Raw genomic sequence first — 22,023 nt, forward strand, 5'->3', positions numbered from 1 at the left:
AATATTCATTTTGATCTGGGTTCATGGCAAAAAATCAATATGTATGATGCTACCTTCTGGGATGTTATGGTGAAAAACAACAATGAGGCACTCATGATCAAAACCAATAAATATCATGATCCTTCTGCCACTCAGGTCGCTATAGGAAACAGCGCTACCAATGGCTGGATCACAATCTGCCACAATTCCTCAGGAAGCAACCCTATGACCATTACGATTCCTCAAAGTTCCTGGGCAAGCCATCAAGCACACGGCGACAGTATGGGAGCATGCAACGGCAGCAGCAGCGGGAATATTTTCTATACGGCGTTCCATAACCACGCTTCCGGTAATATCGGCAATTCAGGACTCATTCTCCAATACATCATTCTTAATCTTTAATTTTCACACTTCAACTATAAAAAGGGGCTTTCATAAGCCTCTTTTTTTTATCTTGCAGTTAGAAAACATTATATATGGATATCGCATTAATCAATATCATTTGTCTTATTTTACTATTGCTTGGAATAATAGGAACCTTTCTTCCTATTTTACCAGGTCTGGTTCTCAGTCTTTGCGGACTATTAATATATAAATTCGGAACAGATTCGGATTTATCAATGATTTATATCTGGATTTTTGGAATTCTTACGGCTGTATCTGCGGTTCTGAACTATATAATCCCAGCCAGAACCAATAGGAAATATGGCGGAACACGTTGGGGAAGCATAGGATCTATAATCGGAACTATTATCGGAATGTTTTTCCCTCCGATCGGTTTTCTGATCGGGATGTTTGCAGGAGTATTCGTAGGAGAACTGCTTCACGACAGCAAAGACATGGACAAGGCCCTTAAATCAACGAAAGGAGCTTTTATAGGGTTTATTTACGGAACGGGATTCAGCCTTGTGGTAGGTGTGGCAATGTTTTTGGTAGTAGTATTGGATATGCTTAATATTATTTAAAAAATTATGATACATAAAGCCATCATATTGTGTTTAGGAGTCTTGACTTTAGCCAACTGCAGTGCCCAGAAGGAAACAAAAACTTCCACAAAAACTCCTGTAGTAGCCGATACTAAAGAGACAAAAAATATAGGCAAAGAAGGAACCATCATTTATTTCAACGAAGGAGAAAATAAATTCCTGAAAGAATATGAGATGAATGTTACCTTCAAAAAAGTTTCTGAAGACAGCCGTTGCCCGAAAGGAGTCAACTGTATCTGGGCAGGAGCTGCTGTTGCCGAAGTTGAGGTCATGGGAATTGCAACCAGGCCAATAACATTACGGTTAGCAACGATGGATAACGCAGGGAAAAACCTATTTTCTTCTGCAGAATTCAATGGCTATACGATCTCCCTTGTCGAAATTACGCCTTACCCAACATCAGAAGGAGGTGCCAAAGCACTGAATGGAAAATATAAAATCGGGATAAAAATAAAAGAAACCGTGTCGAAACCTACCATGCGATAGGCTTCTTCCCTTTTGAAATAAGATATTCATTAATTTTTGAAAAAGGCTTGCTTCCGAAAAATCCTCTGTGAACAGAAAAAGGTGACGGATGTGCCGATTTTAAGATAAAATGCTTAGCCGGATCTATGAGTTCGGCTTTTTTTTGTGCAAAAGCTCCCCATAATACAAATACTACGTTTTCTTTTTTATCTGAAATTTCTTTGATGATAAAATCGGTGAATTTCTCCCAACCCAAATCCTTATGGGAGTTCGGAGAATGGGCGCGAACCGTTAATGTAGCATTTAATAGAAGAACCCCTTGTCTTCCCCAATCATCCAGTTCTTTGGAAGTTCTTACCACTCCGAGATCATCTTTCAGCTCAATAAAGATATTTTTTAAGGAAGGAGGAGCTGCTACCTGCTCAGAAACGGAAAAGCACAAACCATTCGCCTGATAATCATTATGATATGGATCCTGCCCGATAATCACTACTTCAACATCTTCAAAAGGGGTAATTTCCAGTGCCCTGAAGATCTGGTTTTTAGGCGGGAAAACTTTGGCAGTGGCATATTCCTGCTTTACTTTTTCCCAAAGGTTGGTAAAATATTCTGTTTTTTTGATCGGGGCTAAAACTTCTGTCCAGGTCATATATTCAATTTGAAAATTTGATAATGAATTAATTTGATAATTTTAATTTCTGTCATTTTGAATGTAACACAGTGAAATGAAGAATCTTTATCCTAAGATTCCAACAACTACGGGGTTTTCTTCAAGCTAAAAACTAGGTTATCCGGAAAACCTTCATCTTCTCTCTCTTCTTCCAATATAAAATAATGTTTCAACAAAAGCAACTTTGAGTTTTCATTGAGTTTATCGGTCATTGCTACAACTTCCTGCAAATGTAGCTTATTAAAGCTAAAATCTAAAACAGCAGCCAACGCTTCGGACATGATTCCTTTTCTGTGATAATCGGGTAACAATTCATAGCCCACTTCCGCAACGGTTCTGTCTTCTGAGAAATTCCACAGACAAATGGTTCCGATGAGACCGGGTTGATCTTTTAAAGAAATTCCCCAATAAAAAGTCTGGTTATCTGCCGTTCTTTTTCTGATCGTTAAAATAAATTCCAACGCATCATAGTTATTTTGGGGCGGATTCCTATGCACATACTTATTGATAATCTCATTGCTTCGGATTCGTAAGATATCTTCAACATGATTTTCATTGATTTCTTTTAAAACCAATCGTTCGGTTTCCAGTTTCATATTTCAAAAATAGTAAAACCTCATCATTTTGTCACTCACAAATTTTCAAATTAACTCATTTTCAAATGGCCACATCAGCAAATTGACATTTTCTCACTAAATTTGCATTGTGTATATAAATAAAGAAGATTTAAACGAATTAGAGTTTCCGCAACTACTGGCGGAAATTTCTCCCTTTGCGTATTCTCCGAAAACGAGAGAACAAATTCTTCAACTTCGTCCGATGGAAATTGACGAAGCAGAACTTTCTTTGAAAAAAACTTCTGAATATTTATCGAGTTTTGAAAGTTCAAATGCCATTCCGTTTGATGAGTATGAGGATATTGAGAGTGAGCTGAAATTAATGCTGATCGAAAATTTCCGGTTGGAAAACAATGCCTTCATTAAAATAAAAACCATTACGGAACAGATCGGGAAGCTGCAAAAGTTTTTCCCAACCATGCCGGAAACCTTCCCTACTTTATTGGAAGATACCGCTGTTTTGGAGTTCAGAAAAGAAATCATTGATAAAGTAGATAAGGTTTTTAACCGCTTTGGAGAAGTAAAAAGTGAAGCTTCACCGGTTTTAAAAGGTTTAAGAGCGGAAATCCAGGTGGCCAAAAAAGCGATCCAGGAAAATTTCAACCGGGCCTTATTCAATTACGGGCAAAGTGAGTTTTTGGATGATATCCGTGAAACCATTATTGATGATCAAAGGGTTTTAGCCGTAAAATCAGGGTTTAAAAAAAGAGTCCCCGGAAGAGTTTTGGGGCTTTCAAAAACGGGATCTATTACCTATATTCAACCGGATTCTGTGGTGAAGCATTATTTCAAGCTAAAGGAAAATGAAGAGGAAGAAAAAAAGGAAATCGACAAGATCCTGAGAAAGCTGACTGCTGAACTGGCAGAATTTCAACCTCAGCTTTGGAGATATCAGAAGTATATTTTCGATCTTGATCTCACAAGAGCGAAAGCCAAGTTTGCAGAACTGATCAACGGGGTTTTACCAAAAATTAACCGCCATAAAACCTTGCGATTAAGAGATGCTTTTCATCCTTTATTATTTTTAAGAAATAAAGCGGAAAACAAAACGATTTTCCCACAAACTCTGACGTTCACGGAGCACAACAGAATTATCTGTATTTCCGGACCGAATGCAGGAGGAAAATCAATTACTTTGAAAACAGTTGGCTTACTTCAACTGATGATTCAAAGTGGAATTCTGGTTCCGGTACACCCGAAATCCGAAATGTTTTTCTTTGAAAAGATCATGACGGATATTGGGGATAACCAGTCTATTGAAAACCATTTGTCAACATATTCATCCAGGCTAAAAAAAATGTCCGGAATCATCCGTGAAGCTGATGCCAATACGCTTTTACTGATCGATGAATTCGGTACCGGTTCTGATCCTGAATTGGGTGGAGCTCTGGCTGAAAGTTTCCTTGAGTTTTTCTATGACAAAAAGAGTTTTGCGATCATTACAACGCATTATACCAATATCAAGCTTGTTGTAGAACAGCTTCCAAATGCTCAGAATGCGGCAATGCTTTTCAATGAAGATACCCTGGAACCGATGTATAAGCTGGAGGTGGGACAAGCCGGAAGTTCATTTACATTCGAGGTCGCGGAAAAAAATAAAATTCCAAGATTTATTATTCATTCTGCCAAGAAAAAAGTGGAACACGATATTGTAAACCTTGATAAGACGATTGTAAAGCTTCAGCAGGAAAAATTTGAGGTGGAAAAGCTAAAATCTGACCTCGCAGAAAGAAAGGAATCCGTAGAAGACAAACGGGATAATTTGCAGAAACTGAATGACCAGCTTCAGCAAAAACTTTACAATTTCCAGAAGCTGTATGAAGAAGAACACAGAAAACTTCAGTTCGGAAATAAGATCGAAGCTTTTATTGACAGCTATACGAAAGGAAAATCGAGAAAGGATGTAGTGAAGGATTTCGTGAAATTATTAGAACAGGAAAAGTTCAGGAAGATCGGAGCGGACAAGGACGAAAGTAAGCGTCTTCAGGTGGTTAAAAGAAAGATCACCCAACAGCTAAAGAAAGAAGAAGTGATTGAAAAAATTGCAGAAACCAACGAAAAGCTGGAGGAAAAACGTAAAACCGACCGTGCGCTATGGATGAAAGTGGGACAACGTGTCCGTATTTCCGGAAGTACAAGTGTAGGAACCATTGAAAAGATTTCCAAGAATAAGGTGATTGTGAACTATGGGACTTTCAAGACGACAATTGATGCGGATGAATTGGAAAGAATTTAAAGTATTTGAAAATGACTAAAAACCTCAAAATTTTTTGGATATTTTATATAAAACTGCTGATTCCCGCAGTTTTATTTTCTTTATTGATCACCTTTATGACTAACTTCAATATTGAAAATTTTGGGTTATGCTTCCTTTTAATCCTTCCTGCCCTTCATTATTTCATTTATGAATTAAGATTAAAAGATGAATATTATTTTTATGCTCATTTCGGTTTTTCCAGAAGTTTTCTTTGGGGAATGACTGTGGCTATCAGTTTAATAATAAAAATTATAGCTTATTTTTTATGAGCCTATTACATGTAGACAGCGTGACGAAAAGTTTTGGTAACAAAACCATTTTGCAGGATATTTATTTACGCTGTGAAACCGGAAAAACTATAGCTTTGCTGGGGAGAAACGGTTCCGGAAAATCGACTTTGCTAAAAATAATTTTCGGGACAGAAAAAGGTGATTCACAATTCATCAGGGTTAACGATAAAGTCCTTCAAAATCAAAAAGACAGAAAAACCCGTATTTCTTATCTGCCGCAGCAGTTTTTTCTTCCTAAAAATATTAAAATTAAACATCTGATTCCGCTTTTCTGCGATGCCAGAAATACAGAATCTCTGATGACATCGGATATAATGAAGCCTTTTCTTCATAAGACCGTAAGACAACTTTCCGGCGGGGAAAAGAAAATTATTGAGGTTTTACTTATTATTTACTCTGATGCAGAATTCATTTTACTGGATGAGCCTTTTTATGGCCTTTCCCCAAAAATGATCTATGAAATTCAAAAAATAATAAAACAACAATCCGAAGTGAAAGGGATTATTATTTCTGATCATCATTATGAGGAAGTTCTGAATATTTCGGATGAAATTCTCTTACTTTCAGATCACTATTTAAGGCCTATTAAAGATTTCAAAGAATTGCAACGGTATAATTATCTGCCGAAAAGGATTTAATTTATATATTTGAATAGTTTAAAATTTTCATGATGGTTTCCGAAAGCAAGACATTGTATATCTTTTTATTCAGTATTTTTTCTTTAGTTTTTGTTAATGGACAAAATAAAGTCCCTTTTGGAGTGGTAAAAGCTCAGGAAGGTTATGCAATGGTACGTGTACACAAGGATGACTATAGGAAAATCATAGATAAAATCCGTATGAAAACCGGTGATGTGTTTGTCTATGTAAAGCCTGCTCCCGGAGAAACAGAATGGATATGGATACAATATCCTGAAAAACCTGAAATAGAAAAACCTTTTGTAAGATACGACAGCCTTAACAAAGAAGGAATGGTGAATAAGGAACGTATTGCATTCATTGACCAATTACCAAAATTCACTCCATCCAAGTCCAAAAATGGTAAATCCTTAATTTTTACAGATGATACCAATCCGAAAATCCCGGGAAATCAGAGAACGAAAGTAATCATTGATATTTATCCTTCATATGCAAAAATCAAAAAACAGGAAAAGGATACCAATGGTAATATCACTAAAGTTGATAAAGTAAAATCTTGGGGAATTGGCAAAGAACTTCCTGAAGATTTAACCGAGATCAAATCTATACGGGTACAGCAACCAGGAAGAGGTTCTGTATTCGTGAGAGATGCTATTAAAAATATGTTTCAGCCTACGATGGATTTCGATAAAGTAGAAGTAACCGCTTTCGATAATGATCACATTTTCCTTTATATGATCAACGGCTCTGGCGAAAACAGGTATACAACGCTCTGGACCATCAAAGAAGGAAGGGCTATAAGCCAGCTTATTTTTGAAAATCCTGAATAATATTAGGAATTCTCAGGATTATCCTTATTTTTGCCACTGAAAAGCATATGCTTATTCACCAAGAAACTGGTACTGCTTAGCTGCAGCTTAAAAGGGAATCGTGTGAAAATCACGAACTGTCGCGCAACTGTAAGTATCCTACATCTTTATTATTGATCCACTGTGCCATGCATGGGAAGGAAATAAAGAGGGTACAAGTCAGGAGACCTGCCTTTTTCTTTATACAAGAAACTTTCGCGATTTGAAGTTGATTGATCTGATGGATGTTCAGGAATGCATTCCTATAATTTCTGTCTGCTCTTATCTATTTCATTTCGCTATAATAATAATGAAATATGACGACAGAAGAAAGAATTGAAGCATCCGAAACCAGGATCTTTAAAGCGGTTTTCCCAAAAACTACCAATCACTACGATACTTTATTCGGAGGTACAGCGATGCAGCTGATGGATGAAGCAGCCTTTATTACCGCTACCCGCTTCGCCAGAAAAAGAGTAGTTACCGTAAGCAGTGATAAAATCGATTTCAAAAAGCCTATTCCGGCCGGAACTATTGTTGAACTGGTTGGAAGAGTAACTCATGTAGGAACGACGAGTATGAAAGTGAATGTTGAAATCTATACGGAACAGATGTATTGCTATGAAAGAGAAAGGGCTATTATAGGAGACTTTACTTTTGTGGCGATCGACGAATTCAAGAAACCAATCCAAATACTATAATTTTTAAAAAGCTACGGCGGCCTTCGGCCGCCGTAGCTCGTTTATTTCAAAACTTTTTCCGTCTCTAAACTTCTGCTCAATAACAATTCAAAGGCCTCACCCATTTCATCCGATGCTCTGCTGATCGCATTTTCAAGCATTTTTCTGATCTGGCTTTCCGTTACTTTAGCTTCCGTCCAGCTTTTTCCGGATGTATGAGAATTAAGAATGAATGGCATAATCCGGTCTATAGAGCACGCAAATATCGCATCCGGAGTTTTTTCTTCTTCAAATTCCAGCCAGAGATCAAAGAACTCTGAACGTAAAGGTTCATCTAAAATTCCGAAGATCTTTTGTGCGGACAGTTTCTCCCTTTCAAATTTCCCAACCATAGCTTGTTCATCAAACAGGAAGGTATCTCCCGCTTCTATTTCCACCAGATCATGGATGGAAAGCATTCTGATCACTCTCAGCAAATCGATATCTGCTCTGTTTTTAGCATACGGATAAAGGATTTGGGCTAAAATAATGATCTGCCACGAATGTTCTGCGGTATTTTCTCTTCGCGAATCATCTGCATTGTAATTTCTTCTCTGTACATTTTTTAAAGCATCAACAGCTAAAATAAAATCGATCTCCTTCTGTATCTTCATCTTTAATTTTCTTTATAATATTCTTTTATTGGGTATTCCTTGATGTTTGTAATCCATTGATCATTGATGAATTCTTTCTTGGTCACTTTTACTTTTTCACCGCCCGTTGCATCCTCTTCCAGTTCATATACTTTAAACAATCCTCTTTGCGGAAGTACGGTGTATTCTGTGGTCAGATGCCAACAGCAACCAGATTTGGAATAGGTAATCAATCTTTTACGTTCAGGATCTGTATTGAACATTCCAAGATTATCGTGAGCGAGAGCGGTAAGTTCTTCACTCAAAACAAATTGTTTTCTGGTAATATTAAATACGTAGACATCATAGGAAGGACCACTGTAGCCGCTTTCATTGCCATTTCTGATGGCCACATCTTCTGGTCCGTCAAAATTAAAGTCTTCAAAAATCAACGGGCTTTGCTCATCATATAACTGAATAATGTTTGCAGTAGGCTTTTGCTCTTCATTTAAATAGAAAAACAAATTATCAGAAGTAAGAGTCTGAAATTTTTGGGAAGTCCTCTTATTAAAAAGCTCAATACTTCCCCTCCCGCTGCATTCAACATTACTGCAATTTTCCACTTTCAGCTTTACATCATAGTTTTCTGAAGCATTCTTCAATTCAAATTGTTGCTGGGCGGAATAAAAACCTCCTAAAAGAAGTAATAAACAAAGTAATGGATAAGTCATCTTATGTGTTTTAATGATTCAAAAGTACAAAAATTTAAGATTTTGGGTCCAATTTCAATACAGCTGATTTTCTAATTAAATTTTTTTTGAAAATTATTTAACTGATTATCAATAACTTAATTATTTACTTTAAAAATATTCACTACTTTGTATTGCATAATACCATTTTAATTACATATCTTTGTAATGTAAAATTAGAATAGGCTCAACTAGCTAGGAGCAGATTTCTAAAAATATAACCTCATTAAAAACTTATTAAAGATGAATACTGAAAATACCAAAGCGCAAATGCGAAAAGGAATTCTGGAATTCTGTATTTTAAGTCTCATCAATCATCGCGAAATGTATGTTTCCGACCTTATAGATGAACTGAAAAAAGGAAAACTGGACGTAGTAGAAGGAACACTCTACCCCCTTTTAACAAGATTGAAAAATGGTGAGTTCCTTTCTTACCGATGGGAAGAATCAACGGGAGGACCACCAAGAAAATATTACCAGATTACAGAAAAAGGTAAGCTGTTTTTAGATGAACTTCAAAATACCTGGAACGAATTAACAGATTCAGTAAACCAAATCACTCAAAAAAATTAAAAAACAAAGCTATGAACAAGACACTCTCAATAGGACTCGCAGGTTTTTCTTTTACCATAGAAGAACACGCATATATAAAGCTTAGCGATTACCTGAATGCCCTGAGAAGCTCATTAGACGCTTCAGAGGCGGAAGAGGTAATGCATGACATAGAAATCAGAATGGTTGAAATTTTCAAAGATTCTTTAGGCAAAAGAGAAGTAATCAACGATGGAGACGTAGAAAGAGTAATTGCTCAGATCGGAACTCCTGAAAAGATCGAAGAGCAGGAAGAAGCTTACTATTCTGAAAAGAACAGCAAAAGACAAAATACTACAGGAACTACTTATTCGGATAAAAAACAATTGTTCCGTGATCCTGAAAGACAAAAAATCGCAGGAGTTTGTGCCGGTTTAGCCCATTACGTAGGAATGGATATCACAGCCATGAGAGCCATCTGGTTAGGAATCTTCGTTCTGGGAATCTTTACCGCAGCCATTTCTTCTTCATTAATTGCCTTATTGTATATTATACTTTGGATTGTACTTCCAAAAGCAGAAACTGCAGCAGATTTCCTGAAAATGAAGGGAAAGCCTATGAACTTCGACAATCTTAAGAATGAGTCTAATAAATTGGTACAATTTGCCAACGAATCTACTCAGAGGGTCGGAGAGATGTACATCGAAAGCAAGCCGTACATCAACAATGCCGGGAGCGGAATCTGGAATGTGGTAAGGTATGTTTTGGGAGGAATCTTCGCACTGATGTCTTTCTCCTGTTTGATCGGAGTATTTGTAGTATTCGGATTCATGGGAAACAATGACTTCCCTCCTATCGGTGAAATGGATTTCTATTTTGATAATGACGGAATGAAATACGTGATTATGGCGATGATTATCTTAGGGAGTTTGATTCCTGCTTTATTATTCGCCTTATTAAGTATCAAATTAATTTCGCCAAAAACAAAATTAAGAAATACGGGCTGGGTTTTAGGAGCGTTAATCCTTAGTTTAATTGCCATCTCCACATATTTTGGAATCAGCATGGCTAAAAAAGAAATGTTCCTGAAAGGTCATAAGGAAGATACCGAAGAAGTTTCCATCAATACCACTTCAGATACTTTATATGTAGATGTAAAACAGGTAGCCATCCCGCAAAACTTCAGAGGATATGAGGATGATCTTTACTCTGACAAGGTTTCTGTTTACGAAAAAGATTGGATCCATGTAGAAGTGACAAGAAAAGCGGACATTAAAACCCCATACCTGATCATTAAAAAAGAGGCAAAGGGATACAACCTTCCACTGAATGTAAATGTTCCGGTAGATATTATCAACAATAAAATCATTCTTCCTAACTATGTTAAATATCCTTATGAGCATAGATTCAGAGATTACAGCATTGATTATGAATTGGTAATTCCTACCAAAGCAGTAGTAATCCCTGCTAAAAAAGACAGAATTGATTTTGACGGTGATTTGAACGGAGACGGAATCAATGATGATGACCAAGACAAAGATGAAGACGGAAACATCACTATAGAAAAAAATAAAATTTCGGTAAATGGCTCTACTATTGAATACAACTCCGATGATAAAGACAGTATTATCATCAACGGTAAAAAAGTTCCGAACCAAAAAGCTGAGAAAGTAATTGATTCTGTAGCCTCTGAAGTCAAAAAACTGAACAAGGATTTAGACATCAAGGTGAAAGACGGAAAAAACGAAATTTCCATACAAACTAAATAATTAACTGCAGAGAGTGGCAGAAGGTGTGAATGGATGGCAACCGTTTGAAATTCACACTCTTCTTCTCTCAAAAAAACTCAGTTATCTTATTCTGTTTGCCTTTAATTTTAAAAATAAACAGATCATGTATGCATCGTTACAATATTTATTTATTGCTGTATTCTTGTCTATTAATATAATTGTAAAAGGACAGGAAAATGTTGAGGAAACTGCTGTTGCAATAAAGAATGTGAATATTATTACAATGACTTCAGAAAATAAGATCATTGAAAATGCAGACATTCTTATTAAAGGTAAAAAAATTGTCGCTATTAATGGAGGAATTCCCAGCTCTGCCAAAACTATTGACGGAAAAGGAAAATGGCTTATTCCCGGGCTTATCGACATGCATATCCATGGGTTTGCGGATATTAACTACGGATCAGCATATCCTACACAAGGAGTCACATTCTTTGTTGATAATCAGGATGCGATGCTTCCTTATATAGCAACCGGTGTTACCACAATATTTGACCTTAATGCAAGAGCAGATAATTTTGCGCAAAGAAATGAAATCATAAAAGGAAATACAATAGGTCCCCGAATCGCTTTAGCTGCATTAATCAATGGCGGAAACGGCTCCGGAAGAATTGCGAATACCCCTTCCGATGGACGGCAAACAGTGCGTTTAGCTAAAGCGGAAGGATATGAATTCATTAAAGTATATTCCGATCTGAATATTGAAACCTTCAAAGCTATAGTGGACGAAGCAGGAAAACAAAACATGAAAGTTTTAGGACATATTCCTGATGCGTTTAAAGGTAAAATAGAAGAAGCTTTTAGTCCGAATTTCAATATGATTGTTCATGCAGAAGAACTTGCCAAACAATCTGAAAATTATAGTGATGAGGATATACAGAAGTTTGCCAGACTTTCAAAAGAAAACGGAACATGGTTTTCACCAACTTTAATTGTCATTGAACGGATTGCCGACCAAGCCCGCTCATTAGATAATATTCGAAAACTTCAGGGATTCCAGTATATTCACCCGCTCATGCAGAATAAATGGTTAACATCAAACCAGTATCATAATCGTACAAGCCCTGAATTTATAGCTTATCTTGAAAAAATGATCCAATTCAACAACCGGTTGGTAAAAGCATTTAAGGAAGCAGGAATTCCTATTGTTGCAGGTACAGATGCAGGCTGTTCAGGTGTTGTTTGGGGATATTCTCTTCATGATGAAATCGAGCTTTTGGTAAAAGCGGGACTCACACCGCAGGAAGCATTACATTCTGCGACCAGATTATCCGCAACATGGCTTGGTATTGGTGACAAAATAGGTACCGTAGAGGTTGGAAAATTTGCAGATCTCATCTTGCTGGATGCTAATCCTCTGGATGACATCCGGAATACAAGAAAAATTTCCGGCGTTTTCTTCAATGGTAAATGGATCAGCCAAAGAAAAATTGATAAAATGCTTTCGGATTTAGCCAAGAGAAATAGTAAAAATATAAATAAATTTGACTGGAAAAAAAGAAAAGAGTTTTAAAAAAATTAAAGAGTAATTGTAAAAAAGTGAGATAAGATGTGAAAGCAACCATTTGAAATTCATACTCTTCTTCTCTCAAGTGGAATAAAAAAATCTTATTATTTTATTCTTCATGTTAAAAATTTATTATACCTTCGTGTAGTAATTATAAACTTCCCCAAACCAAGAACAAATATTTATAACCATGGTACAGATAGCACTAGAATTTGTAATGAAAATCGTAGATTTAATCAGCGGTTTATTTTAAGAGCGATAATATTTCAATATATTTGTAAAGTATAACCAGTTTGGGTTATACTTTTTTTGTTTTAATACCAAAACTATGAAGAAACTGATAGGTAAACTGATGTTGAAAATGATGGGCTGGAAAGTTGTTTTGCAGGGAGATGTGAACAACCTGAGCAGATGCATTCTGGTGGTAGCACCTCATACCCACAATATGGAATATATTTTAGGAAATTTTGCCTATTGGTCTCTGGAAAAACCGTTGAAAATAATTATTAAAGATGCCCATACCAAAGCATGGTACGGATCTGTTGTAAAAGGATTGGGTGGAATTGGTATCGACAGAAGCCAGAAGAATGATCTGGTCAATTTTGTGGCCAGACAGTTTGAAAAAGAAGATTTCAGTCTGGTGATCACCCCGGAAGGAACCAGAAGCTGGGTTCCGAAATGGAGAAAAGGATTCTATCACATGGCTTTAGCAGCCAAAGTTCCTATCGTTCTGGCGGCAGGAGATTTCAAAAGAAAAATCGTTTATCTGGGCTATACCATTCCTTATGAAAGAATTGCTTCTGTTCCGTTTGCAGAAATTATGCAGGAAATTCAGGACTATTACATCAAAAACGATATTGTCCCGAAAGTTCCGGCCAACTGGAATCCTAATATCATGGGGACCGATGAGAATCAGAAGTTAGAAGTTAGAAGTTAGAAGTTAGAAGTTAGAAGTTAGAAGTTAGAAGTTAGCAAAATTATTCTCATTACCCATTACTCATTACTCATTACTCATTACTAATCATTTATTATTCATCACTTATAAATAGCCATGCGAGGAGAAACGAAAGAAGAAATATTAGCATTTTTAAACAGCTGGGGCGACGTTACTTTAGCCAAAACCTTAGAAATACAATTCATTGACATTGATCTGGAAAATGAAACATTGACCGCTACAATGCCAGTACAGCCCAAAGTACATCAGCCTTTCGGAATTCTGCATGGCGGTGCGAGTTGTGTTCTAGCTGAAACTTTAGGTTCAAGCCTGTCTAATATTTTTATTGACGGCAGCAAATATTATGGCGTAGGAACCAACATCAATTCCAACCACTTAAAAAGTAAAAAGGACGGAATTGTTACCGCTACAGCCAGATTCATCAGAAAAGGAAAAACGATGCATGTTTCGGAAATTGAGATTCGTGATGAAAAAGGAGTTCTTATCAATCATACGACGATGACGAACAATATTCTTTTAAAATAAGCACAATTATCATTAAAAATATAAAGACTCAATTTTTTTGAGTCTTTTTTTATATCATTGCTGCAACCTTTTTATTTTTTTGCATCTTATAAGAAAAAAGAAATATGAAAAGGCCGAATAACCCGTCTGATGATCCCTAGATAAAAGTTATTTACTTGGAAAAAATTCCATTTTTTATAACTGAAAATTAAAAGTATATGAGACAAAGCCACCATACCGACTGGAAACAGATCTACAATGAGTATTCACCAAAACTCCTTGGGATTTGTCGCAGATATATACAGGACATCCAGACTGCGGAAGATATTGTTCAGGATAGCTTTATTATGGCCATTCAAAACAGCCATCAGCTGAGAGAAGAAAAAGCAGTTCATGCCTGGCTTAAAAAAATTGTGGTGAATAACGCGTTGCAGTATTTGCGCAAAAGCCATAAAGAGATTTTTGTTAGTTCCGAATCATCAGAAATTCCAGATACTTATTCAGATATGAGCTATCCATCTTTAGAAGAAAAACACATCTTCATATATGATTTTACGAAAGAAGAGCTGTTATCATCCATAGACTGCCTTCCTTCTCATCACCGATCTGTTTTCAATCTGTATTTTATTGAAAACTGTTCACATGCGGAAATTTCCGGGTTACTGGGAATTTCTGTCAATACATCCAAATCTCATTTATCAAGAGCAAAGAAAGCGATCCAGAGCTTTTTGATGAGCAGTGTGAATGCTAACACCCCAAAAAATAAATTAGCTCAGCTTCTGGTGGTTTTCGGATTGGGAGGCTTGTTATGGGCACAAACTTTCAGAAGCAAATTTGCTGACTTCAGAATTTCTCCTTCAAAAAGCCTGGAAATCCCGGACAACATTAAAATGAATAGCATTATTGTTCCTTCTTTCTCCGGTCAGATCTTGAAAAAGAAAATAATTATCAGTGGAACTGTTCTATTGATTATTATCGCTTCCGTTTTCTTATTAAAAACTCATAACAATCATTCTTTCAATAATCATGACAATGTAACTTATAAACCAGATGTGGTTTCTGAAAAAGAAAATCTTAACTCAGAAAATAATGTTTCTCAGCAATCAGAAACCGGATTGACTGTATCTGATAAGGCCAATGAAAAAGAAACCAAAAGTCAAAACAATATAACAGATACAAAAGAAAACACAGAGCCTCAACAATCACCAAAAACAATTCAGAAAGATTCAGCAAAACACAGTTCAAAAAAAGTTATTATTGTAAAAAAAATTATCCAGCGAGATACCGTATTTGTAGAAAGATAAAAACAATCAGAAATGTTTCTCAGAAAAGCAGCTTTTCTTTTATTAATAATCCTCAGTCATTTTTCATCAGCCCAAAGAAAGAAGAAGAATGACACAGTATATGTTTATGAAAAAGTGATTGTTTATGATACTATTTTCCTGGAAAAACCGATAAAAGCCAGATTTGATGATATTATTTTCCCAACTCTCGCCATTACAGATAAAATCATACCTCAGAATCCGAAACTCAAAAGGGCCAGAATATCATCCAGAAAAAGTATTCCAAAAACAACATTTCATTATGGTACAGAAGCAGGGATAGGATTTAAAAATAGTATATGGACTCAAAAACTTTCCGGGGACAATCAGCAATTTGGTGAAAATGTCGGGGTCTGGGCTGCAAAGGATATTATTGATACTCCGTTATCAGTCATGCTGAATTTCAATGTTTATCACTGGAATTCAACATTTGATCTGAATGCCAATGAAGACGTTACTTCTCTGAAGGGATATCATTATACTGAAAACAGTGAGCTTTTGCTGTTTCAAAGGTTTAACAACAGGCATTTTGAATATGCCCTCCATGCAAAACTTTTTTATGAATGGAAAAGCATCTATCCTTATGCCGGAGTTTCAATCAATAAAAACACGTACAAAATGCAGTTTTTGATTCCGGAGGCAGATGGAGGAAGTCATTCTGAAGATTTCAGAACCAGACAGATCAATTTAGGATTCTCTTTCGGGGTTCAGTATCGGATTTTGAAAAAAGTACTTTTGACGGCAGATTATCAGCAATACAAACTAAAAAATATTTCGTTAAAAAACAGCTCGTTTGATTTTGACGTTTTTAATACGAATAATACCTTTGCAGAAAGGAAAATCAATCTGGGAGTTTCTTATATGATTTCCAGATAACAGTTTTCTAAAAAGCATCGACTCATGATCTATTTCAAATTTCCTTTCAACGAAACTTTATATTCAATAGATGAAACATCTGCCTACAACCACATTAAGTTTAACTCTTTTGATGGTTTAAAGCAAATTGTTTTTGATGGAAATATCATTGAAATAAAACCTGAACAGTTTGAGCTACAAAACATAACAAGTGCTGTTTTAACGAAGGATAACAATAATTTTACAGCTGAAACCCAAACCGAATATTTACAAAAACTCGAACAGGTCATACAGGTTATCAAAAAAAATAAGCTTCCTAAACTTGTCTATTCCCGAAGAAAGATTTTCAAAGACTTCCAATCGATTGATCTAAAAGAAAGTTTTAAAAACCTGTGCAACTCTTACCCTAATGCTTTCAGATACCTTTTCATCAATGAACAAGAATCATGGATGGGAGCTTTTTCAGAGGTTTTGGGAAAATTCAACAAGACCACCCACGAATTTGAAACCATGAGCCTCGCAGGGACACTTCCTGCTTCAGAAAACTGGTCCGAAAAAGAAATCGAAGAACAAAAACCTGTTTCTACCTATATTTTGAACATCCTTGAAAATTATACCAAGGCTATAGAAGCTTCGGAAACCTATGATCATATTTCGGGGAATATTAAACATTTGAGAACAGATTTTAAAGCCAAAATACAGCCTGAACAGCTTGATCAAATCATCACTGAACTTCATCCTACTCCGGCTGTCTGTGGAATTCCGAAAGAATTTTGCAAAGAAAATATTCAAAAGCTTGAAAAATATCCTCGCGAATTATATGCAGGCTACATCAGGATAGAAACTGAAGAAACCATACAATATTTCGTCAACCTCCGTTGTGCAAGACTTTATCAGGATTCTGTCCATGCATTCGTCGGTGGCGGGATTACTGCACAAAGCAATCCGGAAAAGGAATGGACTGAAACAGAATTGAAATCAGAAGCAATTCTGAAGAATCTGGTAATTTCTTAAAACGACAATAATTTATTTGTCATTCTTGAATGAAACGAAGTGAAATGAAGAATCTCAGAGATTCCTCGTTCCCAGGAATGACAGGCAATTATTTCAAATAAAAAACCTCTTTCTAATTGAAAGAGGTTTCTTTAATATATCTTAATTAAATTATTTCTTCGCACCAATCTTGCTCCATGTATTCAATACAAAAAGTAAGATAAGACCAATAATAGCGGTAGCAATAGAGAATACAAATTTCAGGTTATCTTCTGATAAGATCTCAGATTGCCAGTCTAAAGCATATAAGTTAATGGCAATAAAAACGATAAACAATACTAAAAATACTTTATAAGTCTTCTCCATGATTCTTAAAAATTAATATAAGCTTGCACCAATTGTGCAAAGTTAGCTGTGAATAATTTAATTGAAATCGCTAGAAGGATGATTCCGAAAACTTTTTGCAGAATCGCCAAAGTAGCTTCGCCCATTTTCTTCTCCAACCAGGTCGCAGATTTCAGCACCAAATATACGAAAATTGTATTGAGAATAATGCCACAAATAATATTAATATCATGAAATTCAGCTCTAAGGGAAAGTGTCGTCGTTAAGGTTCCCGCACCGGCAACCAACGGAAATGCAATGGGAACAATGGATGCAGACTTTGCTTCCGAAGTTTTATTGATCTCAATTCCAAGGATCATCTCCAAGGCTATGACAAAAATCACAAATGCACCGGCAATGGCAAAGGAATTCACATCCACTCCGATAAATTTCAGGATTTTGTTCCCTACGAAAAGGAATACCAGCATGATCAATCCTGCAGTAATAGATGCTCTTTCCGCTTCTATCTTTCCGAATTTCTGCTGTAAACTTACAATAATAGGAACAGAGCCGATAATATCAATTACGGCAAAAAGGACCATAAAGCAGGTCACAATTTCCTTAAGTGAAAAATGATCAAAAATTTCCATCTTTTGTAATTAAAAATTTCGCAAAAATATGAAAAATAATTGACTATTTGCTAATTTGAGAATATAAATTAACAACGGCCTGTAAAAGCTCTTCAATTCCTTCAGCAGACTTTACAGGTGCATACTTTTCCATCTGAATCCTTTGAGACAAGTTTCTGTATTCTTCAGCCAGAGAAGTCCCTTTATAGCTTTCAAGAAATTTCCTGAAATCCTCAACAGAACTTTGAAAATATTGTCCTCTTACTTCCGCATCAAGTTCATCAATGGTGTCAAAGAACTTTTGATATTCTCCATTTTCCTTCAGGGTCTCCAAATAATTGAAATAATCGTTAACATCGGTGGTAAGTCTTTGTCTGATTTCTTTCTCAGTTTCTGCAACAGAGCCTAAAGGCTTCGCGGATACGGTTTCCTTAGCTAAAGAACGTTTTTTTTGCCAACTTTTAAATAAAAGATAAATAACAAACAGTCCCAGTAAAATGGCAATATTGGTCAGAAGGATATTCCAATGGAATTTATTTTTCTCTTTTACTTTAAACGAAGTCGTTTTGAGAACGGGAGTATTTACGGTTTCCAGCAGGTTATTGGTATACTCATTTACTTTTTCAACAGTGGTTCTGGATTCAAGGATCTGTTCATGGGAAAGCGCATTCAGGGATAATGTTTCCTGACCAAGATCCACATATTCCTTACTTTCCGGATTGAAGAAAGCGAATTCTTCAGTTTTGATGGAAATAATTCCCGGTTTTTTAGGAATTATTACATAATTGGCTAGTATTTCTCCTTTAATTCCGTTCATCCCTGCAGTCACCTTAGAAGTCACTTTAGGAGCAAAAACTTCATAATCAGGAGATGTGGCCAACTTCGGCAGCTCCAGATCGGACAAGTTTCCTTCTCCGGCAACTTTCACCATTATATTAATAGGTCTTTTCACCTCCGCTTTCTCTTTGGAAGCGTTGTAAACACTTACTTTGAAATTCCCTACCGCATTTTTGAAATATTCAGGGGAACCTTCAGGAAGTTTTTTAACGTTCAGCTTTACTTTATTGGAAAGTATTTTATTTTTATTGGAATAGGTATTTACCGAGGCCGATACGGAAGGAACTTCAACATAGCCGGACTCATTCGGGAATACAAGGAACATGGCTAAAATCTGTGAAGGCATGTTTCCATAACCTGAAGGATCGATTTCAGATTTGGCGAAATTAATCGGATGAACATTAATGTTATCTTGTTTAGGAAGGTGAATGTTATTTACTTTTCTCAGGTTATCCATATTCCTGGAATATACCCGGAGAACAGCAATAGTAGGCTGATCCTGATAGACCTCTCTTTCCTCGATCTCCATATTCAGATAAACATCATTGGACACGGTATTGCCGGCTAAAGATCTTTTATCAATATCTTTCACTACAATATCAAACGGTTCCGTTTTATAGATCTTATTATTGATGGTCACCAATACAGAACCAATTTTAATTTTCCCTTTTTTCTTAGGTTCCAGAGCAATTCTGGATATTTTTTGAGTAATTACCGTATTAGTGGCCGGATCAATGAATGTATTGGTTACAGATCCGCTTCCTATGATGTTGAATTTGGAAAGGTCCGGTAATTGAAAAGCCGTCTGTTGTTCAAGATCACTACCGTCCAGTTCCAGTATTACGGTAAGATTCACAATGTCTTTGCCATTGTACTCATTTTTGTCTGTATCAAGCCTAAGATTTACTTGTCCGTAAGAAATTACGGATGTAAGAAGGAACAATATGTAAATAAATCTGTGCTGCATCACCAATCTTTCTCGTTGCTTTGAGGCATCGAATAAGAATTTTTATTTAAAATTCTTCTGGCGGTTTCTTTTTCTTTTTCGCTTACTTTATTTAAAATTGCGTTTTCAAGATCTTTAGGCATTTTGCCTTCATTATTTTGATTCTGATCAGGATTATTTCCTTCTGGGCTTTCTCCTTTATTCTGCTGCCCGTTTCCTTGATCCTGCTGATCTTTTTTATCTCCTTTCTGATCATTATTTTTATTCTGATCATTTCCTCCGCCGCCTTTTCCAGCATTATTCTGCTGGTTTTTCTTTTGTTCGTTTTGTTTCTCCTTTAACTTGGCAATCTCATAATTTTTTCGGGTTGCTTCGTTATACGGATCTTGTTTTAGGGATTGTTTATAATAGTCTGCTGCCTTTTCCGGCTGATTCATCTGCATATAAGTATTCCCTAAATTATGAAGTGCTGCCGCTTTATCCGGAAGGGTTTGAGAAAGACTCTGTGCTTTTTCAAACTCCGCTTTGGCTTCTTCATACTTTTTATTCTTATATAAGGCATTTCCCAAATTATAATGCGCCGTGAAATCTTTATCATTGGATTTTACAGCTTCCATATATTTAGAAGATGCTCCATCATAATCTTTACCGTTAAATTTCTGGTTCCCTTCATAGACTAAAGTCTTATAGCTTTTCTGTCCAAACACGAAGCTTGGCAACGAAAAAGCAAGAATAAACGATAAAAATATGATTTTAGTATTCATCATATGCAAAATTATTCCTTTATATGTTAAGAAACAGGTTATTATTTGTTAAAATTCGGTTAAAGTAAATCCTATCAATAGTGGGGAAATTTACACATTAAAGTCTCTTTTGGGATTAAAAATGTAAATCAAGAAGAAGAATAAAAGGGAAACTGCCAGGAAATACTGATAATAATGATTGGCGTTTTGTGATTTCACCAGTGTTTCTGAAGAGGAAAGTTTCTTATTAATCGCATCAATAATCTTGTCCGGTGATTCATTGAGATTATTTCCATCAATATATGTTCCCCCAGTAGATTCTGCTATTTTTTTAAGAGCTTCCGTCTGTCTTTTTGAGATTACGGTTTGGCCATTCATATCTATTTTATATCCCATTAACTGTCCGAATTCATATTCAGGAACAGGAGCACCCTCATCAGATCCTATGCCTACCGAGGTTACCATTATTCCTTCATTATTGGCCAGGCGTATCGCAGCATTATCATTTCCTTCATTATCCTCACCATCACTCAGTAAAATCACTTTTCTCGACCCCTTGCTTACATTTTTAAACTTTTCAACTGTAGCCTGCATTCCTTTGAGGAAATCCGTCCCCTGAATCTGCATGGAATTAGTTTCTATACCGCTGATGTACGTTTCCGCAGAATTATAATCCGTTGTCAAAGGCATAATAGACATGGCTTCCCCTGCGAAGATGACGATGCCCACTTTATCGTTTTTCATCTTCTGCATCGTACTGATCATCAGATTTTTGGCTTGATTCAAACGGCTGGGTTCTATATCCTCTGCATTCATCGAATTGGATACATCCAGCATGAAAACCACATTGTTGAGCCTCTGATTGCTTTTCACCTCTTCTGAGCCTTTCAAAAGATCGATAATTGAAAAGATTAGGAAAAGTGTCCCTAAAAGATATAAAGAAGGAAAAAACTTGGTAAACCCAGATTTTTTCTCAAATAAACTCTCATGAAAAGAGCTGTCTGCAAAAACTTCTCTTTTTTTCTTTTTCCATTTCAGAAAACGGACCAAAAAGAAGCCCAGCAGCGGCAAAAGCAGCAGCAATAATAAATACCAGTAATTTCCCAAATACCACTCCATCAGCTTACAATTTTATAAAGTACCCATCTCAGTAAAGCATCGATCATTAACATTCCTAAAGCGATCCACAAGAAAATTTTAAAATATTCCTGATAATTATACAGCTTTGAAACTTTCACATCCGATTTTTCCAGCCTGTTAATTTCATCATATATTTCTTCAAGGCTGCTATTTGATGTTG

General features: G+C 36.0%; 23 protein-coding genes, 2 pseudogenes and 1 riboswitch. Of the genes and pseudogenes, 15 read left to right on the plus strand and 10 right to left on the minus strand.

The window, feature by feature from the left end:
- The 3 genes and pseudogenes from ACGHIN_RS13270 to ACGHIN_RS13280 form a co-directional block, all read left to right on the plus strand.
- Window positions 1-381: pseudogene (locus ACGHIN_RS13270) on the plus strand (hypothetical protein); the annotation flags it as partial.
- Window positions 382-455: 74 nt separating this feature from the next.
- Window positions 456-944, plus strand: a complete 489-nt coding sequence (locus tag ACGHIN_RS13275; protein WP_390454309.1) for a DUF456 domain-containing protein — start codon at window positions 456-458, stop codon at window positions 942-944.
- A 6-nt stretch (window positions 945-950) separates the two neighbouring features.
- The gene (locus tag ACGHIN_RS13280) at window positions 951-1,451 is read left to right on the plus strand and encodes a hypothetical protein (RefSeq protein WP_390454312.1); all 501 of its coding nucleotides are present in this window, start codon (window positions 951-953) and stop codon (window positions 1,449-1,451) included.
- Here the strand turns inward: ACGHIN_RS13280 and ACGHIN_RS13285 are convergent.
- The gene (locus tag ACGHIN_RS13285) at window positions 1,438-2,079 is read right to left on the minus strand and encodes a uracil-DNA glycosylase (RefSeq protein WP_390454315.1); all 642 of its coding nucleotides are present in this window, start codon (window positions 2,077-2,079) and stop codon (window positions 1,438-1,440) included. The two genes, ACGHIN_RS13280 and ACGHIN_RS13285, sit on opposite strands and share 14 nt — an antisense overlap.
- Before the next feature lie 107 nt (window positions 2,080-2,186).
- Window positions 2,187-2,696 carry a GNAT family N-acetyltransferase gene (locus ACGHIN_RS13290; RefSeq protein ID WP_390454318.1) on the minus strand — a complete coding sequence of 170 codons (510 nt, stop codon included), beginning with the start codon at window positions 2,694-2,696 and terminating at the stop codon, window positions 2,187-2,189.
- 109 nt (window positions 2,697-2,805) lie between these two features.
- Here ACGHIN_RS13290 and ACGHIN_RS13295 point away from each other — a divergent pair, with 109 nt between their 5' ends.
- From ACGHIN_RS13295 to ACGHIN_RS13310, 4 genes are all read left to right on the plus strand, one after another.
- Complete coding sequence (locus ACGHIN_RS13295; RefSeq protein WP_390454321.1) at window positions 2,806-4,953, plus strand: endonuclease MutS2; 2,148 nt, start codon at window positions 2,806-2,808, stop codon at window positions 4,951-4,953.
- Between the two features lie 286 nt (window positions 4,954-5,239).
- On the plus strand, window positions 5,240-5,902 hold the full coding sequence (locus tag ACGHIN_RS13300; protein ID WP_390454324.1) for an ATP-binding cassette domain-containing protein: 663 nt from the start codon (window positions 5,240-5,242) through the stop codon (window positions 5,900-5,902).
- Between the two features lie 32 nt (window positions 5,903-5,934).
- Entirely contained in the window at window positions 5,935-6,732 is a 798-nt protein-coding gene (locus tag ACGHIN_RS13305) for a hypothetical protein (RefSeq protein ID WP_390454327.1), read from the plus strand.
- 50 nt (window positions 6,733-6,782) lie between these two features.
- A riboswitch (cobalamin riboswitch) is annotated at window positions 6,783-6,961 on the plus strand.
- 106 nt (window positions 6,962-7,067) lie between these two features.
- Complete coding sequence (locus ACGHIN_RS13310) at window positions 7,068-7,451, plus strand: acyl-CoA thioesterase (protein ID WP_390454330.1); 384 nt, start codon at window positions 7,068-7,070, stop codon at window positions 7,449-7,451.
- A gap of 41 nt (window positions 7,452-7,492) precedes the next feature.
- Here the strand turns inward: ACGHIN_RS13310 and ACGHIN_RS13315 are convergent, their stop codons facing one another.
- Window positions 7,493-8,083: an HD domain-containing protein gene (locus tag ACGHIN_RS13315; RefSeq protein WP_390454333.1), complete on the minus strand. Its 591-nt coding sequence runs from the start codon at window positions 8,081-8,083 to the stop codon at window positions 7,493-7,495.
- 2 nt (window positions 8,084-8,085) lie between these two features.
- Window positions 8,086-8,772: an XAC2610-related protein gene (locus ACGHIN_RS13320; RefSeq protein WP_390454336.1), complete on the minus strand. Its 687-nt coding sequence runs from the start codon at window positions 8,770-8,772 to the stop codon at window positions 8,086-8,088.
- Window positions 8,773-9,033: 261 nt separating this feature from the next.
- Between ACGHIN_RS13320 and ACGHIN_RS13325 the strand changes: the two genes are divergently transcribed.
- The 8 genes from ACGHIN_RS13325 to ACGHIN_RS13360 all read left to right on the plus strand — a co-directional run bounded on the left by ACGHIN_RS13325 (window position 9,034) and on the right by ACGHIN_RS13360 (window position 17,265).
- On the plus strand, window positions 9,034-9,363 hold the full coding sequence (locus tag ACGHIN_RS13325; protein WP_029295092.1) for a PadR family transcriptional regulator: 330 nt from the start codon (window positions 9,034-9,036) through the stop codon (window positions 9,361-9,363).
- 11 nt (window positions 9,364-9,374) lie between these two features.
- Window positions 9,375-11,090: a PspC domain-containing protein gene (locus ACGHIN_RS13330; protein ID WP_390454341.1), complete on the plus strand. Its 1,716-nt coding sequence runs from the start codon at window positions 9,375-9,377 to the stop codon at window positions 11,088-11,090.
- 124 nt (window positions 11,091-11,214) lie between these two features.
- Window positions 11,215-12,621, plus strand: a complete 1,407-nt coding sequence (locus ACGHIN_RS13335) for an amidohydrolase family protein (protein ID WP_390454345.1) — start codon at window positions 11,215-11,217, stop codon at window positions 12,619-12,621.
- 322 nt (window positions 12,622-12,943) lie between these two features.
- Entirely contained in the window at window positions 12,944-13,552 is a 609-nt protein-coding gene (locus ACGHIN_RS13340; RefSeq protein ID WP_390454347.1) for a 1-acyl-sn-glycerol-3-phosphate acyltransferase, read from the plus strand.
- Window positions 13,553-13,666: 114 nt separating this feature from the next.
- A complete protein-coding gene (locus ACGHIN_RS13345) occupies window positions 13,667-14,095 on the plus strand; it encodes a PaaI family thioesterase (RefSeq protein ID WP_390454350.1) in 429 nt (142 codons plus the stop codon).
- A gap of 197 nt (window positions 14,096-14,292) precedes the next feature.
- Window positions 14,293-15,378, plus strand: coding sequence for an RNA polymerase sigma factor (locus tag ACGHIN_RS13350; RefSeq protein ID WP_390454353.1), 1,086 nt, complete (start codon window positions 14,293-14,295; stop codon window positions 15,376-15,378).
- Between the two features lie 12 nt (window positions 15,379-15,390).
- A complete protein-coding gene (locus ACGHIN_RS13355) occupies window positions 15,391-16,272 on the plus strand; it encodes an outer membrane beta-barrel protein (protein WP_390454356.1) in 882 nt (293 codons plus the stop codon).
- A 24-nt stretch (window positions 16,273-16,296) separates the two neighbouring features.
- Window positions 16,297-17,265: a chorismate-binding protein gene (locus ACGHIN_RS13360; RefSeq protein ID WP_390454359.1), complete on the plus strand. Its 969-nt coding sequence runs from the start codon at window positions 16,297-16,299 to the stop codon at window positions 17,263-17,265.
- 150 nt (window positions 17,266-17,415) lie between these two features.
- Here the strand turns inward: ACGHIN_RS13360 and ACGHIN_RS13365 are convergent, their stop codons facing one another.
- The 6 genes and pseudogenes from ACGHIN_RS13365 to ACGHIN_RS13390 form a co-directional block, all read right to left on the minus strand.
- Window positions 17,416-17,610, minus strand: coding sequence for a hypothetical protein (locus tag ACGHIN_RS13365; RefSeq protein WP_390454362.1), 195 nt, complete (start codon window positions 17,608-17,610; stop codon window positions 17,416-17,418).
- A 5-nt stretch (window positions 17,611-17,615) separates the two neighbouring features.
- Window positions 17,616-18,218, minus strand: coding sequence for a MarC family protein (locus tag ACGHIN_RS13370; protein WP_390454365.1), 603 nt, complete (start codon window positions 18,216-18,218; stop codon window positions 17,616-17,618).
- 43 nt (window positions 18,219-18,261) lie between these two features.
- Window positions 18,262-20,001 (minus strand): BatD family protein, encoded by a 1,740-nt coding sequence (locus tag ACGHIN_RS13375; protein ID WP_390454368.1) that lies wholly within the window; start codon window positions 19,999-20,001, stop codon window positions 18,262-18,264.
- Window positions 20,001-20,747: a tetratricopeptide repeat protein gene (locus ACGHIN_RS13380; RefSeq protein ID WP_390454371.1), complete on the minus strand. Its 747-nt coding sequence runs from the start codon at window positions 20,745-20,747 to the stop codon at window positions 20,001-20,003. Before ACGHIN_RS13380 ends, ACGHIN_RS13375 begins: the two co-directional genes overlap by 1 nt.
- An 87-nt stretch (window positions 20,748-20,834) precedes the next feature.
- Window positions 20,835-21,842, minus strand: a complete 1,008-nt coding sequence (locus tag ACGHIN_RS13385) for a vWA domain-containing protein (protein ID WP_390454373.1) — start codon at window positions 21,840-21,842, stop codon at window positions 20,835-20,837.
- Window positions 21,842-22,023 (minus strand): annotated as a pseudogene (locus ACGHIN_RS13390) (VWA domain-containing protein); the annotation flags it as partial. The pseudogene ACGHIN_RS13390 and the gene ACGHIN_RS13385, both read right to left, overlap by 1 nt.

It is taken from the genome of Chryseobacterium barbadense (assembly GCF_042849955.1).
GTDB lineage: Bacteria > Bacteroidota > Bacteroidia > Flavobacteriales > Weeksellaceae > Chryseobacterium.

What these genes read in the sequence shown, in the direction of transcription:
- ACGHIN_RS13365 (WP_390454362.1), bottom strand. Translation starts at nt 17,610, where the DNA reads ATGGAGAAGACTTATAAAGTATTTTTAGTATTGTTTATCGTTTTTATT.
- ACGHIN_RS13275 (WP_390454309.1), top strand. Translation starts at nt 456, where the DNA reads ATGGATATCGCATTAATCAATATCATTTGTCTTATTTTACTATTGCTT.
- ACGHIN_RS13305 (WP_390454327.1), top strand. Translation starts at nt 5,935, where the DNA reads ATGGTTTCCGAAAGCAAGACATTGTATATCTTTTTATTCAGTATTTTT.
- ACGHIN_RS13340 (WP_390454347.1), top strand. Translation starts at nt 12,944, where the DNA reads ATGAAGAAACTGATAGGTAAACTGATGTTGAAAATGATGGGCTGGAAA.
- ACGHIN_RS13375 (WP_390454368.1), bottom strand. Translation starts at nt 20,001, where the DNA reads ATGCAGCACAGATTTATTTACATATTGTTCCTTCTTACATCCGTAATT.
- ACGHIN_RS13310 (WP_390454330.1), top strand. Translation starts at nt 7,068, where the DNA reads ATGACGACAGAAGAAAGAATTGAAGCATCCGAAACCAGGATCTTTAAA.
- ACGHIN_RS13290 (WP_390454318.1), bottom strand. Translation starts at nt 2,696, where the DNA reads ATGAAACTGGAAACCGAACGATTGGTTTTAAAAGAAATCAATGAAAAT.
- ACGHIN_RS13385 (WP_390454373.1), bottom strand. Translation starts at nt 21,842, where the DNA reads ATGGAGTGGTATTTGGGAAATTACTGGTATTTATTATTGCTGCTGCTT.
- ACGHIN_RS13330 (WP_390454341.1), top strand. Translation starts at nt 9,375, where the DNA reads ATGAACAAGACACTCTCAATAGGACTCGCAGGTTTTTCTTTTACCATA.
- ACGHIN_RS13380 (WP_390454371.1), bottom strand. Translation starts at nt 20,747, where the DNA reads ATGATGAATACTAAAATCATATTTTTATCGTTTATTCTTGCTTTTTCG.
- ACGHIN_RS13300 (WP_390454324.1), top strand. Translation starts at nt 5,240, where the DNA reads ATGAGCCTATTACATGTAGACAGCGTGACGAAAAGTTTTGGTAACAAA.
- ACGHIN_RS13280 (WP_390454312.1), top strand. Translation starts at nt 951, where the DNA reads ATGATACATAAAGCCATCATATTGTGTTTAGGAGTCTTGACTTTAGCC.
- ACGHIN_RS13345 (WP_390454350.1), top strand. Translation starts at nt 13,667, where the DNA reads ATGCGAGGAGAAACGAAAGAAGAAATATTAGCATTTTTAAACAGCTGG.
- ACGHIN_RS13360 (WP_390454359.1), top strand. Translation starts at nt 16,297, where the DNA reads ATGATCTATTTCAAATTTCCTTTCAACGAAACTTTATATTCAATAGAT.
- ACGHIN_RS13320 (WP_390454336.1), bottom strand. Translation starts at nt 8,772, where the DNA reads ATGACTTATCCATTACTTTGTTTATTACTTCTTTTAGGAGGTTTTTAT.
- ACGHIN_RS13325 (WP_029295092.1), top strand. Translation starts at nt 9,034, where the DNA reads ATGAATACTGAAAATACCAAAGCGCAAATGCGAAAAGGAATTCTGGAA.
- ACGHIN_RS13285 (WP_390454315.1), bottom strand. Translation starts at nt 2,079, where the DNA reads ATGACCTGGACAGAAGTTTTAGCCCCGATCAAAAAAACAGAATATTTT.
- ACGHIN_RS13355 (WP_390454356.1), top strand. Translation starts at nt 15,391, where the DNA reads ATGTTTCTCAGAAAAGCAGCTTTTCTTTTATTAATAATCCTCAGTCAT.
- ACGHIN_RS13315 (WP_390454333.1), bottom strand. Translation starts at nt 8,083, where the DNA reads ATGAAGATACAGAAGGAGATCGATTTTATTTTAGCTGTTGATGCTTTA.
- ACGHIN_RS13370 (WP_390454365.1), bottom strand. Translation starts at nt 18,218, where the DNA reads ATGGAAATTTTTGATCATTTTTCACTTAAGGAAATTGTGACCTGCTTT.
- ACGHIN_RS13335 (WP_390454345.1), top strand. Translation starts at nt 11,215, where the DNA reads ATGTATGCATCGTTACAATATTTATTTATTGCTGTATTCTTGTCTATT.
- ACGHIN_RS13350 (WP_390454353.1), top strand. Translation starts at nt 14,293, where the DNA reads ATGAGACAAAGCCACCATACCGACTGGAAACAGATCTACAATGAGTAT.